Source organism: Bacillus sp. T-10(2022), assembly GCF_056502895.1.
This window is the reverse complement of sequence record NZ_CP113518.1, coordinates 5,135,459-5,151,222: the sequence shown is the minus strand read 5'-3', so window position 1 is coordinate 5,151,222 and position 15,764 is coordinate 5,135,459. Positions and strand designations below refer to the sequence as shown.

The following is a 15,764-nucleotide window of genomic DNA, read 5'->3' as shown; positions in this document are numbered from 1 at the left end:
AGTTTATAGGCAAAAGGGATTTGGAATGGTCTCATCCCGAACCATGATTTGAAAATAGGCTAGGTACATGGACGGTCGAATAAAGTGCGTGAACGGACGAATAAAGTTTGAGAACGGTCGAATAAACGCTTCAGCTGAAAACAGCTGGAGCGTTTATTAAAGAAAAAACCAGGCAAACATCAAATTTGACTACAGTCTAGGGGGCACTAAAAAAAGTGCCCTTTTTCATGCTTATTTGCTGCTTTAAATATTGTTCAGGGCCTCCTTGATTGGGAGGGTGCCGCTGGAAATTTCGAATGTTTTATTGAATGTTTTTTCTTCTGTGATTGATTTGGCAAGAACGGTGGCGACATCGGCTCTTGGAATGGAATTGTCAGCATGATCCACTTTCTCATCAACAAATATTTTTCCGATGGCTTGTTCATTTGTCAAAGCAACCGGCCGGACAATCGTGTATGTCAGCCCGCTTGCTTTTAAATGTTCATCGGCATCATGCTTTGCTTCGAGATAATGGTGCATTTCTTCTTGGGCTTGTTCCGGATTATCGGAACCGACAGAGCTCAGCATGACAAAACGTTCGATCCCCTTCTTCTTGGCGGCATCAACCAGTTTAATGGCTCCATTCTTATCCACAGCTGTCGTTTTATCCGGCCCTGTTTTCGGTCCAGATCCTGCTGCAAAAATGATGGCCTCCATGTTATCCACTGCTTTATCCACATTTCCCTCTAAATCGGCAAGGATTGGATGCCCGCCGAGTGCTTTTATCGTTTGGGCCTGTTCTTCTTTCCGGATCATTCCGTAAACAGTCATTTGCGGATTTTTTGATAATTCCCCAATGATCTGCTTTCCTGTCGTTCCATTGGCTCCTGCAATTAAAATATTCATAGATGCATTCTCCTTTCATGGCTTCTCCTACTCTTTACCCTTAGTATGACAAAAGTAAGCGCTGTGGATAAGTAATGGGAAAAGTTATCCACAATAACCGAATTGGGGACAATAAAAAAAACCCGGCTATGAAAGTCGGGTTTTTGCGTAATTTTAAAACATGGAGGAACTATGCATCGGCTGAACTTTTGCTTTTGGGTCAATATATTGTTTGGCGTGATTGACGGCAGTGGGTGCCTCACCAAAACCACTTGCAATTAATTTGACTTTTCCATCATATGTTGCAATATCACCTGCTGCATAAATTCCCGGGATATTCGTTTCCATTCTGGAATTCACCAAAATACTGTTCTTCTGGATATCAAGTCCCCATTCCTTAATGGGACCGAGAGAAGAAACGAAGCCGTAGTTGACGATGACTGCATCCACCTCCATCGTCTCTGTATCTTCACCATTTGTATCCTTGATGACAACCGTATGGATCCGTCCGTCTGTACCAATCAATTCTGAAGGTATGTAAGGAGTCTTTATTTCAACTTTTGAATTTTTAAGTGTTTCTACACTATGTTCGTGGGCACGGAATTTATCCCTTCTGTGAATGATGCTCACTTTCTCGGCGATCGGCTCGAGCATTAAGGCCCAGTCCACTGCCGAATCCCCACCACCGAAAACCACCACTTTTTTGCCGGCAAAATGATTGAGGTCGTCGATGAAATAGTGAAGGTTGCCGTTTTCATATTTTTTTGCATCTTCAATTTCGATGCGGCGGGGTTGGAAAGCCCCATTTCCAGCTGTGATGATAATCGTTTTGGAGTAATGGATTTCTTTATCAGTCGTTAACTTGAAAACTCCATCGGCTTGCTTTTCCACTTCTTTAACGGCTTGCTCTAGGACAACATCCTGTTTGAACTTTGCCATTTGTTCTTTCAAATTATTCACTAGCTCCTGAGCGCGCACTTTAGGGAAACCAGCGATATCATAGATGTATTTCTCAGGATAAAGGGCTGACAATTGTCCGCCTAATTGTGGCAGGCTCTCGATGATTTTTACGGATGCCTGTCTCATTCCTCCATAAAATGCAGTGAATAATCCAACCGGGCCTCCGCCAATGATGGTAATATCATAAACTTTTTCATTAACTTCCAACGTTATCCCTCCGATATACTAGATACTAGGTTTGCTGAAATTTATTCTCTTATTTTAACATAGATGATCTTTTAAAAAACGGAGAAAGTTAGAAAAGTAAGAAAGTTTTGACTATATAAGGGCGGTTTCATGATGAATGGTCTTTATCCGCTTTCATAAGTGGGTAAAATTACCCTTTGCCAATGTTAAGCATATCGTATAAATATGGTATGGAACTAGTTGAAAAGTAACGTTTTTCAGCTTGATTTTAACCCGAAAAAGTTCGGTTTGTTACTTGAAAAAGGTATGGAAAAAGACTAATATTTACTTAGACATCATTTGGTAAAATTTTTATGAATTTTTTATGACAATTACGAAGTGTTACGTGAAATACGTCACAAATGTATAAGAGTGCTTTTTATAATGGAAATTAATAAGATAGACAATATATTTTAGTTATGGAAAGCATCACAAGAAAATATCGTAAAGGTGGAAGAATACTTTTGAAAAAGCCAACTATCGTTGTTTTAGGAGCAGGTTATGGTGGATTGATGACTGTTACTCGCTTACAGAAGGCATTAGGTCAAAATGAAGCAGAAATCGTATTAGTTAACAAAAATGATTACCACTATGAAACAACATGGCTGCATGAAGCATCGGCTGGAACGCTTCATCATGATCGTGTGCGCTATCCAATCAAAAGTGTCATTAACAACAAAGTTAAATTCATCCAGGATTCCGTTTTGGAAGTGAAAACGGAGAACAAAAAAGTCATCCTTGAAAACGGCGAAATTTCTTATGATTACTTAGTGATTGGTCTTGGACCTGAATCGGAAACGTTCGGAATCCAAGGGCTAAAAGAATATGCTTTCTCTATCTCTAACGTGAACACGGCACGTAAAATCCGTGACCATATCCAATTGCAATTCGCTACGTACAGTTCCGAGGTCGAGAAGAATGAAGACCGCTTGACGATCGTTGTCGGAGGAGCAGGATTTACGGGAATCGAATTCTTAGGCGAATTGGCTAACCGTGTCCCTGAACTTTGTAAAGAATACGACATCGATTTCCAAAAGGTTCGTATGTATTGTGTGGAGGCAGCACCAGCAGTCCTCCCTGGCTTCGACCCGGAATTGGTGGATTATGCAGTATCTTACCTTGAGAAAAAAGGTGTCGAATTCAAAATCGGTACACCGATCAAGGGGGCGACTCCTGAAGGCATCATCGTGGCAAAAGGCGAAGATGAAGTGGAAGAAATCAAAGCGGGAACCGTAGTGTGGGCAGCTGGCGTACGTGGTAACTCCGTGATAGAGGCTTCCGGTTTTGAAGCTATGCGCGGACGTATTAAAGTGAACCTTGACATGCGGGCACCGGGTCATGACGATATCTTTATCGTAGGGGACTGCGCTTTGATCATCAACGAGGAAATTAACCGTCCATATCCGCCTACCGCACAAATCGCGATGCAGCAAGGTGAGGTCATTGCGAAGAACCTGACTAAATTGGTTCGTAATGAAAGCGACCTTGAAACGTTCACTTTCGAAAACAAAGGAACGGTATGTTCACTTGGTGAAGACAACGCGATTGGTGTTGTATTCGGCAAGAAAGTTACAGGTAAGACTGCATCATTCATGAAGAAAATGGTTGATAACAGAGCGTTGTTAATGATTGGCGGAGCTTCCCTTGTTGCTAAAAAAGGTAAATTCAACGTCCTTTAATTTTTTCTATATATTAATAAAGGCCATTTGGGGATTTTCCCTGAATGGCTTTTTCATTGACATCCCATCAATGGGTGAGTGTGCCAACTATTGGAGTATGCACGGTTCTTATATGGAATATAATGGGTAAGGATGACGGAGCTTAATCTTATGTTCTTCTGCTGTTTGAAGTTTACAATAATAATGAATATAGGGGGAAGTGGGTCTTGGTGGAACGATGCAAAAATGTTTGGCTTGCAGTGTCCGGCCTTGTGATATCTGATAAAGGTGAATGGCTGGTCGTAAATAAAAGGTATGGCGGATTGAAAGGGCAATGGTCGCTTCCGGCAGGTTTTGTCAAAAATGATGAAACCGTCGATGAAGCTGTCGTAAGGGAAGTGTTGGAGGAGACGGGTATTCATACAGAAATTGAAGGCATTGTAGGAGTGAGAAGCGGAGTCATCAAAGGGAATATTAGTGATAATATGTTGATATTTTTACTTAAACCGGTCAGTTTTGAAGTAACCGCTCAGTCGGATGAACTATATGAAGCTAAATTTTATGACCCTGATTTACTCATGCAGGAAGGGAAGCAATCATTATTATTGGAACAGCTGTTAGCTTTTAAAAAGGAAAGAATGCAGACGATGCTTGACGGATTGAATCCGGGAGATCAATTTGGGTATACATCATATAAATTATTCATGTGATTTGGGTAATTATCTTTTCTTCGGAATTATTTGGTATAAGTCGTTGACGCAGCAATTATTTTTTCAGTAAACTAAAGGTGTCGCTTTTTAAGGAGGGTCAAGAATAACATGCCATTGCCTGTTTTAATTATCTCAATACTCTTATTTTTCATATTGTTTTTCGGAATTGGCTTTTTGCTGAATATGCTCTTTCGTTCTTCGTGGATCATGGTCATCTTATTTCCAATCGTCTTCATCATCATTGTCAATGAAACAAAGCTAATAGAATATTTTAGAAATCCGGGAATATCTTTTTCTAATCTTGGAACGAACCTAACTTCCTTGCATACGGCAGACATCATTATTTTATCTAGCGGGCTGCTTGGCGCGGTTTTAGCTGGTGTGGTCATCAGGATTCTAAGGAATAAAGGATATCAAATGTTTTAATAATGAGAAGGGCCGTCATTTATGGACGGGCCTTTTTTTGTAAGCTGTTTTCGCATACTTTGTTGCTATTTACTAAGTAGTGCGGTGTGGTTGATTTCCCCTCCAGATGCTCGCTTTCCGCGGGGCGGGCGGTGAGCCTCCTCGGCGTAAACGCCTGTGGGGTCTCACCTGTCCCGCTGCTCCCGCAGGAGTCTCGCACTTCCGCTCCAATCAACCTTAAATAGTTTCGTTTTAAAAACAACAATCTTTACGAAAAGAGCCTTTTTTGTAAGAAAAATTGGTTCTTTCCATGCTTCATGAATACTTTCACTCCGTAAAGGGAACAAATATCCTTGTGAGAGGAGTGGAACTAATACATATGAAGATTGTAAAGGCATTATTTTTGAGGGTTGCTATTATCATATTATTTATCTTGGCCATCGAATCGACCTTAAATCATGTTTTTGGGGCTGTGCCTGAAGATCATCCTTTTGATGAGGCAATGAGACAACATCGAATGCTTGGTCTCGAATATAAAGCGATCCATAGTGGAGGTCAAGTGGCAACGCTAATGGCATCGGCATCCGCGAGCAATGGTCCCACGACGATAGCGGAGGCAATCGAGCTCTCGAAATACCCGAAGCATGAAGTTTTGGCTACAGGATATACAGCAGGGTATGAATCAACCGGAAAGTACCCGGAAAGCCCATCCTATGGAATCACTTATTCAGGGGTGAAGGTGAAACGGGATCTGTTTTCCACCATTGCCGCCGATCTTGCCGTATTCCCTCTCGGAACCATCCTTTGGATTCCGGGCTATGGATATGGGGTTGTAGCGGACAAGGGTGGTGCAATCAAAGGAAACCACCTGGATCTATACTATGAAACGGTACAAGATGTATATGAGAATTGGGGGAAGAAAACCCTTGAAGTATATGTTGTCCAAAAAGGGAACGGCGAGTTATCCGAAGAACAGTTAAGCAAGTTGAATGAAACCAAGATCAGGCAGGTATTCAAGCCTAAAATCGCTCAGAAAACATTGAACGATAATGTAGCTTCCTTTGCTTTTTAATGATGGACAAAGGTGAAAGCGAAAGGCTGCCTCAATTGAGGCAGCCTTTTTGATTGTCTGTTTTCCGTTCGGGACGCCTTAGTCCATGCTTTTGTAGGCTTCAGGATGCAGAGTCTTTGCCAATTTGGAAAGGCCATCCAGTAATCGCGGGGAGGGGCGGCAGAATAAAGGCTCTTCCATTATGTGAATATTGTTATTCCGGACTGCCTTCATATCAGTCCACCCTTTCCGTTTCTTGACCAGCTCCGGGTTTACTTTTCGTAAAGGGACACCGACCCAAGCTAAGCAAATATGGTCGGGATCCTTTTTTTGGACCTCTTCGGAAGTGACTTGAATGCTTGCCATGTCGACATCTTCGAATAGGTTATATCCTCCCGCAAGCGTGCTGATCTCGGATAACCAATTAACTCCCCCGGGGCTGAATAAGGGATTAGGCCACCATTCCCAATACAGCGACGGCTTTGTTTCGATTTTGTCTGCGACGTTTTTGTATTGAAGGATGGCATCACGGAATTTGGCAGCCTGTTCCTCTGCTTTTTCCTTAAGATTCATGGCATCGCCCAAGGTCAGTAAATCTTTTGCGATATCTTCAAGTGATTGCGGGTTGAAGATGATATGAGGGATGTTCCGTTCTTTTAGCCCCTCAATATTTTTTTCCATGCCCGGTACACTTAGTGAAGCCAACACCAAATCGGGTTTTAGTGATTCTACATGATCGATATCAATGGATAAATCGGGCCCCACCTTAGGAAGGTGCTGTAAGGTTTCAGGCCAATCAGAGTAGTCATCGATGGCGATCAGCTGATCTTCAATCCCTAGATATGTGCAGAGTTCCGTATTGCTGGGGCAAAGAGAGATTATTTTCAAATTGAACACCTACCCTTGAAAGATGAAAAAGTGAAGTGCCAGCGCAATGAATACTCCGGTCAAGGCTCCGAAAAATACCTCGATTGGCTTATGTCCCAACAGTTCCTTTAATTGTTGCTGTTTCTGTTTATCTGCTTTTTTCTGCCAGTTCTTTGCTTGCTCGACAAATGTATTGAAGTCCGTAACGAGCTGGTTCAAGACGGCCGCCTGTTCTCCTGCCTGCCGTCTCACACCTGTCGCATCGAACATCGTGATGACTGCAAAAATCGCGGCAACGGCAAATACAGGGGATTTCATACCGGTTTCGATCCCTACCGCTACGGTTAGGGCTGACACGGCCGCTGAGTGGGAGCTTGGCATACCGCCTGTTGAGTTAATGAGTGACCAGTTCACTTTACGAAATGCTATGAAGTGGATGGGCACTTTAATGAATTGAGCAAAGAAAATGGCAATCAATGCTGCGATTAAAGGGAAGTTGAGTAATAATTCCAAGAGTATCAGCCTTCTTTCTAGTTATAAGTAAAGATGAAAACCATATATGGGTAATTACATCCTGCTCGGAATAAGGCCCTTATTATTAGTTCCATTCAGTCCTGTCGATTCCCTGCTGGTATAAGTATAAATATGATCTTTCTTATACTATTACTCTAAAGTCACTCATTCTAAACAATATCACTTGTTATTATTATTTTTGCGGGCCTTATTCGAAAATTTTTGAAGATTTCGTTATAATGAATGTAATCGAATGGAGGAGGTAGCAGAATGTTCACAGTAAAAGATTCCTTGAATATAGATTTGATTGACGAATGCCTGATTCTAGGCGTATTTGACAAACCTGTAAAATTCTCAGGCATAGGAAAAGAAGCGGATGAACGATTGGACGGCCAGCTAACAGAGTTAGTGAAGGAGGGAGAAATCTCTTCCAGGAAAAAATCAGTGGTCAAAATACATACATTAGGTAAATTAGGCATAAAGAGATTGATTTTTGTAGGGTTGGGCAAGGAAAAGGAGCTATCCTTTGAAACGCTCCGCGAAGCATTGGGAAAAGCTCGTAAGACGATAAAAGAATCCAAGATTACGACACTTTCAATCGCGTTGGATACATTCACGACTGAAAATCTGGATGCATTGGACGCAGCGCATGCTTGTTCCGAGGCTTTTGAACTTGCTTCCTATAAATTTGACGGATACAAGCAAAAATCGAACCAGGTCGAAAAAAGCCTTGAATCGATTACGGTTTACAGTGAATTTGATCAAGAAGAGGTCGGTGCCGCGCTTCATGTAGGGAGGATCTTCGGAAGGGCGACGAACTCCGCGAGAACATTGGTCAATACACCAGGCAATTTGTTGACTTCCACGGATTTGGCGGATTATTCATCTGCCTTGGGTGAACGTTATGGTTTTGAAGTGGAGATCCTTGAGAAGGAGGATATGCTTAAGTTGGGAATGGGTGCACTCCTTGCCGTCAATCAAGGTTCGGTCGAGCCTCCGAAAATGATCGTCCTGAAGTATCAAGGTAAGGATGAATGGAAGGATGTTATCGGGTTGGTAGGTAAAGGCATCACATTCGATACGGGTGGATACTCATTGAAAACGAAGGCCGGAATCGTTGGAATGAAGACGGATATGGGCGGTGCGGCAGCTGTTTTAGGAGCAATGGAAATAATCGGCGAATTAGGACCGGACCAAAATGTCGTGGCGGTCATTCCTTCCACTGATAATATGATCAGCGGTGATGCATTCAAGCCGGATGATGTGATCACTGCCATGAGCGGCAAGACGATAGAGGTATTGAATACGGATGCGGAAGGCCGGCTGGTTTTGGCAGATGCCATGACATACGCTAAACATCATGGTGCAGACTATCTTATTGACGTTGCCACTTTAACGGGTGGTGTCATAACCGCGCTGGGCATGGATATGACGGGTGCAATGACAAATGACACGGAATTCTATGAACAAGTGGTCAAAGCCTCAGAGGAGGCCGGGGAGCCCATTTGGAGATTGCCGATTACAGAAAAGGATAAAGAGCGGGTACGCAACAGTAAAATAGCGGATTTGAATAATTCACCTGGAGGGGCGGGACATGCGATCATGGGCGGCGCCTTCATCGGTGAATTTGCCGAAGACACTCCGTGGGTCCATCTGGATATTGCCGGAACTTCCACAACCTCGAACAACTCCGAATTGTGCACGGCGGGGGCTACCGGTGTCATGGCACGCACGCTTGCACTATTGGTTGAAACCTTTGAAACGAAAACAAGATGAACCCAAATATCCGAAGCCGAAAATAGGCTTCGGTTTTTTTACCAAATAGGTGTTGGACGGACGTTATGCATCCCTCCATTTCAAGCTGACGATGATATGACAATTTTCTTCCCCTGCTTTAGGATAGAAATCAAAACGGATCCCATCGGGGTTATACGTGATATCAGGTTCGTTCTTAATTCCTATCTTTTTGATCATATCGATCACGACATTTTTTTGCGATGCTTGGGCAGCAGTCATCAACCGGTTCGAGAAGGGCTTGGATGTGGCTAAAGTATCCATGACTTTTTTTACATCAACCATTAAGGATTGCGAGGTCTTTGCCGATTTAACTAGCAGATCCGGATTGGTTGCCGAGTAGGGACGCAACGTTCCTTCCCATTCCCGATTCATATTCATTGCTCTCGCGTGAGGCGGAAACAGGATAGGGTCATATAAAAAATAAGGGAAATCCTCCAAAAGGTTTCCTTCCTTTCCTTAAGTCTGTCTATAGACACGTATTCGTTATACGTTAAAATATGTATAAAGGCCAGCCGATATGATAGCGGTTTGGGAATGACCTTTCTTCTGCAAAAAAACTTCTTGAAAATTATGATCAAAGACACACTATTATTTGTAAACTGCTTCATTGACAGGTATAGTGTATAGTAATATACTTACTTACCTAAAGTAAGGAGAAGGCACACTATAAATTATAAAATAGGTGATGTTAACATGAAAATAACCGAGGAAACAAAAAAACTTTTAATAGATAAAATGAATATCATAAAAACACCGGGAAAAGCTGATATATGCCTTGTAGGGCCTGTGAACCTGCCTGTTGAGCAAGGAGATTTCTCAACGGTTTTCCAATGGTATACATGGCTACAGCTTGACGGCGCGGATAATGACAAGGAAGCGGTGCTTGATTCGCTTTCGGAAGCCAACCTCGCTTTTGGACAGCAATCCTCCGTATTGGTGTATGGTGACTTTAAAAAGTCGGAGGATGCACTTGTCCGGATGCATAGCATCTGTCACACAGGTGATATCTTCGGCAGTAAACGCTGTGATTGCGGCTACCAGCTCCACCAATCGATGAAGATGATAACCGAGCATGGGTGCGGGGCCATTTTTTACCTTGCGGACCATGAAGGAAGAGGGATCGGCCTGTTTTCCAAATCTCTTGCCTATTTGCTTCAGCAGGAAGGTTATGACACGGTCGAGGCGAATGAGGCTTTAGGATTCGAAGACGATACGCGATCTTACGAGGGAGCCATCCGCGTGTTGAGGGAACTGCGCGAGGATCCGGTGACTTTAATCACGAACAACCCCAAAAAGCTGGACGCCCTCACGAAGAATGGACTTGCGGCGAAGGACCATATTCCGCTTTGGGGCGGTTTGACGGAAGATAATAGTTTCTATCTCGATACAAAGGTTAAGAAGTCTGGACATATTCCCGAAAAGAAGCCAACTTTGATTGTATAAGGAGAGCTATAGTATGAATGATGATCAATATTACATGAAGCTTGCACTGGATTTGGCAGCCAGTGCAAAAGGAAAGACGAATCCAAATCCAGTGGTCGGAGCCGTCATAGTCAAAGACGGTGTGATAGCCGGGACAGGGATCCACCGAAAAGCGGGTGAACCGCATGCGGAAGTGCATGCTTTCAAAATGGCGGGTGAGTATGCAGAAGGTGCAACGCTATATGTGACTCTTGAGCCTTGTTCCCATTATGGAAAGACACCTCCTTGTGCAAATTTGGTGAAAGAATCAGGTGTCCGGCGAGTGGTGGTTGCGACTCAAGATCCGAATCCGGAAGTAGCCGGCAGGGGGATATCGATCATAAAGGATGCAGGCATTGAAGTGGAAGTCGGCGTCCTGGAAAAGGAAGCTCAAAGGCTGAATGAGCGTTTCATTCACAATATGCTGACGAATCGTCCATTTGTCATATCGAAGTATGCGATGACGCTCGATGGAAAACTTGCAACCCACACAGGCCATTCAAAGTGGATAACAGGAGAAGAATCACGTCATTCCGTTCATTTGCTTCGTGATGAGGTGGATGCCATTCTCGTTGGTATCGGGACTGTGTTGGCCGATGATCCATCACTGACGACCAGACTTCCGGAGGGCGGAGGGAAAAATCCGATCAGGATCATTTTAGACAGTGAATTACGGGTTCCATTGGATGCCAATGTTGTACAAGTATCAGATGCGAAAACCTTGATCGTAACGCAGCAAAATGCACCTGCGGATAAAATGGACCTTTTACGTGAAAAAGGGATCGAATTCATTTTCGTCCCCAAAAACGAGACGGGACTGAATCTTAAGGCATTAATGGAAGAGCTGTATAAAAAGGGGATTACGGATGTCTTGCTGGAAGGCGGAAGCGAAGTGAATGCCTCATTCCTTAGGGAAGGGCTCATCGATAAATACTTGATTTATATAGCCCCTAAACTATTGGGCGGAAGAAACTCACTAACACCGTTTACTGGAATGAATGTGGATACGATGGATGAAGCGATGGATGTTTCCTTCTCTGGCGTGGAAACGTTTGGTGAGGACATACGCATCACGGCTTATCCTAAATAAAAAATAGACAACAGGTGAAGAGGCATGTTGGTTAAATCAGATGTATGCATAGTCGGATCAGGTCCTGGAGGAGCCCTGCTGGCTTACCTATTGGCCAAGCAGGACATTTCAGTCGTTTTGCTTGAAAGGCATTCTGAGGTTTCAAGGGAGTTCAGGGGCGAGTTCTTGAACGATGAAGGAGAGGGCATTCTTAAAAAGCACGGTTTATTCAAGAGTGTGGAAAGACTTGGCTTGCTAAGGATGGAACAAATTGAATATTGGCATGAAGGCCAAATATTCAAAAGGATTTTCCCTGAATGGCCGGTCGATCATGTTGGGATACATGTCCCTCAAAATCATCTGCTTACAGCTATATTGAATGAAGCTGAAAAGCTGGACTCTTTTCAATTGATGATGAATACGAGGGTTACCGGCTTGATACAGGATGAAATGGGTCGTTTTACGGGAGTCAAGGCTCGAAATGGCGGAAATGACCTGGAAGTGCAAAGTTCATTGATAATCGGAGCGGACGGCAGATTTTCCATCGTTCGAAAAAAAGCGGGAATTTCAGTCGTGATTAAAAATCATGGCTATGATTTACTATGGGCAAAAATTCCTGCTCCGGAGGGATGGAAGCCTTCGATCAAGATGGCATTGGTCAATGGCTCCCAGGTTGCCCTCTTTACCCAGGCTGGAGGTTACATCCAAATTGGCTGGAATATAGATCATGGTTCATTTCCCCATTTGCGAAAACAGCATTTTGAACCGTTCATAGAAGATTTGCTTTTTGCCTTTCCAGAATTAAAAAAGGTTGTGTATGAAAAGATCCGCTCTTGGCAGGACTTCATTTTATTGGATGTTTACAGCAGCTATTGTGAAACGTGGACAAAGGATGGCGTTGCTTTATTAGGTGATGCAGCCCATACGATGACACCTACAGGTGCGTTCGGACTCAATTGTGCCATGAAGGATGCCGATATATTGGCCGAGCTTATTTCTGGGTGCATCCTGCAGGAGGATACTGGCTTCCTTGGACTTAAAATGGCTGAGCCAAAAAGAAAAGCCGAGATTGAAAGATTGCAGGCCATTCAGGTGGACAAGGAAATGTCCTTCGCATCACAGTTTGCCGCAGCTTATGTTTGAATAGGAGTGAAGGAGTATGAAATTCGGTTTCGATATTGACGATACCCTTATTAACTTGAGGGAGTTCGCGTTCCATCTTTATAATGAAAAGCTTAAGACGAATATAGAGTTAACGAAATTCAGAGCTTTAAAGACGTTGGAGATCCATGAAGCTTTCGGGCTTGATAAAGAGGCTGGGGGCAAAATGTGGAACAGCCTTGCCGATGAAGTGTATTATTCATCCTGTCCAGCCTTCGAGGGCGCAGTGGAAACGCTGCAGGAGCTTGAGCGCGATGGTCATGAAATCTATTACATCACAGCCAGAAAAGCGGAGCATGGTGAACGGACGAAAAAATGGCTGATTGAAAACGGCTTTCCGGTTAAGGATGACCATTTTTACTGCGGGATGAAGGATCATGAAAAAATTGATACGATCCGCAAATTGGAATTGGATTATTATTTTGATGATAAACCGGCAGTGCTGGAAACTTTATTGGATATTCCAACGAAAGTGTATGCAATGGATAACTCCTATAACAGGGAATTGGATATTCCAAGACTGACAAGCTGGTTTGAATTAAAAGAAATCCTCTCCAAATAATCATTATTGACGGATGACTTGATAGACTTGGGTCATCCTTTTTTTGTATACTAATATGAATAGTGGTTCATTTTTTTGGTAAAAAAACAAGAGAGTCGGGGGTAATGGGATGGAGAGAAATATTGAACAGTCATTGATAGGCACGCTTGGGATTGAAATGAAAGAAGTCGGCGAGGGGAAAGTCATTGCGACGATGCCTGTGGATGAACGGACTAGGCAGCCGTATGGTTTATTGCATGGGGGAGCGTCCGTTGCCCTTGCGGAATCCGTTGCAAGCTTTGGCGGGATGCAGCTGGTAGATAGTACAAAACAAGCTGTCGTCGGCCTTGAAATCAATGCCAATCATGTTAGGGGCGTCCGTTCAGGTTTTGTTACCGCAGAAGGGAACATCATCCATCGCGGGAAGACGACGATGGTGTGGGACGTGAAGATACGTGATGAAGAGGATCATCTTATCTGCATTTCACGCTGTACATTGGCCGTTATCGACTTACCGAAGTCAAAGTGAATCAAAAGAACAATCGCAAATTGACGCAATGATTCTACAGTATCCGGTTTAAGTATAATATGGCAGTAGACTATTGTATGAAAAGAGGTTTTTTTATGCTGGTGGGTCATATACAAGAAATCACCCGTCATCCTGTAAAATCATTCACTGGTGAACAGGTACAGAAAACGAAGGTGATGGGCTATGGACTATATGGAGATCGGAGTCATGCTTTTAAAGATAAAAATGGGAAGTTCCTGACGATAACCCAAGTCCCGGAAATGGTCTGTTATCAAGCTGTTTTTTCTGGTGAGGAAACCCTTGGCCAATATCCGGAAATCAAAGTGAAGACTCCTTCAGGAAACGTGCTGACATGGGGAGAGGAAGCCTTTCAGGAAGAAATGGAACGATTGTTAAAACAGGAGGCGGCACCCGTTGTTTATCACCCTGCACATATTCCGTTAGGAGCGATTGAAGAAGAAAACATCCTGCTTGTCAGTGATGCCTCGATTGGCGAATTGACAAAACTTTGGGGAAAAGAACTGGATGGCAGGAGATTCAGGCAAAATTTAGTGCTATCTTTAGTGAACAAAACGCCCTTTTTAGAAGAGAAATGGTTCGGAAAAAGGATTCTAATCGGAAATGAAGTGGAATTGGAGATCAAAAGGCATTGTGAACGCTGTATGATCATAACTGTCGATCCAAGCGATTCACATAGAGATCCATCACTCCTGAAAACTGTCGTCAAGGAAAGGAAAAATCATTTTGGCGTATATGCCTCGGTCGTGCAAACAGGTGAAATCAGAGTGGGCGATGAGGTATTTTTAAAGGATTGAGACAGAAAAGAGCTGCTCCTGTAGTCAGGGCAGCTCTTTTGCAATGGCAGGAATCACCGGTTTTTCTTTAAATCATCCTGGACACTCCGATCCCACATTTTTACGCCAGTATGATAAGCCGAGCGCATGATTAAATGTCCGGCAACAGGGCTGGTCATGAAGATAAAGATGATCGCAAGCACAACCCGGAAATCGAAATGGCTATGTTTATAATAAAAATATAACAAGGTGCCGATCAGGATGAACATGATTCCAAGTGTCGAGCTTTTTGAGGCAGCGTGATTTCTTGTATAGACGTCGGGTAGCCGGATGATGCCGAAAGCCGAGACTAAAAAGAGAAAGACTCCCATTAAAAGGAATAGGGCCGATAGGATTTCAACGATTGCGGTCATCTTCGATTATCTCCCCTTTCTCAAGGAATTTGGCGAAAGCGACCGTTCCGATGAAAGATAGGATTCCGAGCAGAAGAATGGCTTCCAGATATGCGCTTGTATCCATGACAATGGAGGCAAGTGCAACGATTGCGATAAGATTGATTCCCATTGCATCGAGTGCGATGACCCGATCCGGTACGGAAGGCCCTTTGATTAAACGGTATAAGAATCCAATCATGGAAAGCGAAACACCTAGCAGTGCGATTTTAAGCATTAGATCGAACATTATTTGCTCACCTCCATAATCGCTTTTTCAAATGTATTTTTAATGCTGTCAACGGCCTCATCTTTGTCGGCAATATCCATCGCGTGGATATAAAGAATCCGATTATCTTCCGATACTTCAACGACAAGTGTTCCTGGTGTCAGCGTAATTAGATTCGATAGTATCGTAATTTCCCAATCCTTGGCCAGCACGGTTTCAAATGCGAATATGCCAGGTCTCATATCCAGGTTCGGTTTAAGCACGGCCTTAAGGACGCTAATGTTGGAAAGTATGAGTTCCCTTGCGAATATGAGCAGCAATAGAACGACGGCATTCACCCTTTTCAAGTAAAAACGATCATTGAAAAAATGACGGAAGACGAACATGATGCCGAGCCCCAATATATATCCGATGATAAAAGTGCTCCCGTTAAACTCATTTTTTAAAAACATCCAGATAAACGCAAGGAACACATTCAGTAAAATTTGGAATGACATCA

19 protein-coding genes are annotated in these 15,764 nt (G+C 43.3%); 11 read left to right on the top strand and 8 right to left on the bottom strand.

All coding sequences use genetic code 11. The annotated features are described in order from the left end of the window. Positions 1–243 precede the first annotated feature (243 nt). A complete protein-coding gene (locus OSJ91_RS25530) occupies positions 244–885 on the bottom strand; it encodes an SDR family oxidoreductase (RefSeq protein ID WP_485890672.1) in 642 nt (213 codons plus the stop codon). 153 nt (positions 886–1,038) lie between these two features. Continuing rightward, positions 1,039–2,031, bottom strand: coding sequence for an NAD(P)/FAD-dependent oxidoreductase (locus OSJ91_RS25525; RefSeq protein ID WP_485890671.1), 993 nt, complete (start codon positions 2,029–2,031; stop codon positions 1,039–1,041). A 482-nt stretch (positions 2,032–2,513) separates the two neighbouring features. On the opposite strand from OSJ91_RS25525, the gene OSJ91_RS25520 reads away from it, so the two are divergent. The 4 genes from OSJ91_RS25520 (at position 2,514) to OSJ91_RS25505 (ending at position 5,894) form a co-directional block, all read left to right on the top strand. After that, on the top strand, positions 2,514–3,728 hold the full coding sequence (locus tag OSJ91_RS25520) for an NAD(P)/FAD-dependent oxidoreductase (RefSeq protein ID WP_350300462.1): 1,215 nt from the start codon (positions 2,514–2,516) through the stop codon (positions 3,726–3,728). 209 nt (positions 3,729–3,937) lie between these two features. Continuing rightward, positions 3,938–4,417, top strand: coding sequence for an NUDIX domain-containing protein (locus tag OSJ91_RS25515; protein WP_350302968.1), 480 nt, complete (start codon positions 3,938–3,940; stop codon positions 4,415–4,417). A 108-nt stretch (positions 4,418–4,525) separates the two neighbouring features. Continuing rightward, positions 4,526–4,843 (top strand): YuiB family protein, encoded by a 318-nt coding sequence (locus OSJ91_RS25510; protein ID WP_063234052.1) that lies wholly within the window; start codon positions 4,526–4,528, stop codon positions 4,841–4,843. Positions 4,844–5,201: 358 nt separating this feature from the next. After that, positions 5,202–5,894 (top strand): 3D domain-containing protein, encoded by a 693-nt coding sequence (locus OSJ91_RS25505; RefSeq protein ID WP_485890670.1) that lies wholly within the window; start codon positions 5,202–5,204, stop codon positions 5,892–5,894. A gap of 78 nt (positions 5,895–5,972) precedes the next feature. Here OSJ91_RS25505 and OSJ91_RS25500 read toward each other — a convergent pair whose 3' ends face one another. Both OSJ91_RS25500 and OSJ91_RS25495 read right to left on the bottom strand, forming a co-directional pair. After that, a complete protein-coding gene (locus tag OSJ91_RS25500; RefSeq protein ID WP_101223629.1) occupies positions 5,973–6,761 on the bottom strand; it encodes a cobalamin-binding protein in 789 nt (262 codons plus the stop codon). 9 nt (positions 6,762–6,770) lie between these two features. Then, a complete protein-coding gene (locus OSJ91_RS25495; RefSeq protein ID WP_101223628.1) occupies positions 6,771–7,253 on the bottom strand; it encodes a divergent PAP2 family protein in 483 nt (160 codons plus the stop codon). A 270-nt stretch (positions 7,254–7,523) separates the two neighbouring features. Here OSJ91_RS25495 and OSJ91_RS25490 point away from each other — a divergent pair, with 270 nt between their 5' ends. After that, the gene (locus OSJ91_RS25490; RefSeq protein WP_413019892.1) at positions 7,524–9,029 is read left to right on the top strand and encodes a leucyl aminopeptidase; all 1,506 of its coding nucleotides are present in this window, start codon (positions 7,524–7,526) and stop codon (positions 9,027–9,029) included. A 63-nt stretch (positions 9,030–9,092) separates the two neighbouring features. Here OSJ91_RS25490 and OSJ91_RS25485 read toward each other — a convergent pair whose 3' ends face one another. Next, positions 9,093–9,422 (bottom strand): YuzC family spore coat inner layer protein, encoded by a 330-nt coding sequence (locus OSJ91_RS25485; RefSeq protein ID WP_350300458.1) that lies wholly within the window; start codon positions 9,420–9,422, stop codon positions 9,093–9,095. Between the two features lie 321 nt (positions 9,423–9,743). On the opposite strand from OSJ91_RS25485, the gene OSJ91_RS25480 reads away from it, so the two are divergent. From OSJ91_RS25480 to OSJ91_RS25455, 6 genes are all read left to right on the top strand, one after another. Next, positions 9,744–10,493: a GTP cyclohydrolase II gene (locus OSJ91_RS25480; RefSeq protein WP_485890669.1), complete on the top strand. Its 750-nt coding sequence runs from the start codon at positions 9,744–9,746 to the stop codon at positions 10,491–10,493. Between the two features lie 13 nt (positions 10,494–10,506). Next, positions 10,507–11,601, top strand: coding sequence for a bifunctional diaminohydroxyphosphoribosylaminopyrimidine deaminase/5-amino-6-(5-phosphoribosylamino)uracil reductase RibD (gene ribD / locus OSJ91_RS25475; RefSeq protein ID WP_485890668.1), 1,095 nt, complete (start codon positions 10,507–10,509; stop codon positions 11,599–11,601). Positions 11,602–11,625: 24 nt separating this feature from the next. Next, a complete protein-coding gene (locus tag OSJ91_RS25470; RefSeq protein WP_485890667.1) occupies positions 11,626–12,723 on the top strand; it encodes an FAD-dependent monooxygenase in 1,098 nt (365 codons plus the stop codon). 16 nt (positions 12,724–12,739) lie between these two features. Then, a complete protein-coding gene (locus tag OSJ91_RS25465) occupies positions 12,740–13,303 on the top strand; it encodes a 5' nucleotidase, NT5C type (protein WP_101223622.1) in 564 nt (187 codons plus the stop codon). A gap of 109 nt (positions 13,304–13,412) precedes the next feature. After that, complete coding sequence (locus OSJ91_RS25460) at positions 13,413–13,811, top strand: hotdog fold thioesterase (protein WP_350300453.1); 399 nt, start codon at positions 13,413–13,415, stop codon at positions 13,809–13,811. A 95-nt stretch (positions 13,812–13,906) separates the two neighbouring features. Then, entirely contained in the window at positions 13,907–14,626 is a 720-nt protein-coding gene (locus OSJ91_RS25455) for an MOSC domain-containing protein (RefSeq protein WP_485890666.1), read from the top strand. A 53-nt stretch (positions 14,627–14,679) separates the two neighbouring features. Here the strand turns inward: OSJ91_RS25455 and mnhG are convergent, their stop codons facing one another. From mnhG to OSJ91_RS25440, 3 genes are read right to left on the bottom strand one after another with little or no spacing between them, the layout of a single operon-like run. Beyond that, a complete protein-coding gene (gene mnhG / locus OSJ91_RS25450; RefSeq protein WP_402904025.1) occupies positions 14,680–15,018 on the bottom strand; it encodes a monovalent cation/H(+) antiporter subunit G in 339 nt (112 codons plus the stop codon). Further along, on the bottom strand, positions 15,002–15,274 hold the full coding sequence (locus tag OSJ91_RS25445; RefSeq protein WP_370023645.1) for a Na(+)/H(+) antiporter subunit F1: 273 nt from the start codon (positions 15,272–15,274) through the stop codon (positions 15,002–15,004). The genes mnhG and OSJ91_RS25445 overlap by 17 nt, the downstream gene beginning before the upstream one ends. 11 nt (positions 15,275–15,285) lie before the next feature. Then, on the bottom strand, positions 15,286–15,762 hold the full coding sequence (locus tag OSJ91_RS25440) for a Na+/H+ antiporter subunit E (RefSeq protein WP_350300451.1): 477 nt from the start codon (positions 15,760–15,762) through the stop codon (positions 15,286–15,288). Positions 15,763–15,764 lie beyond the last annotated feature (2 nt).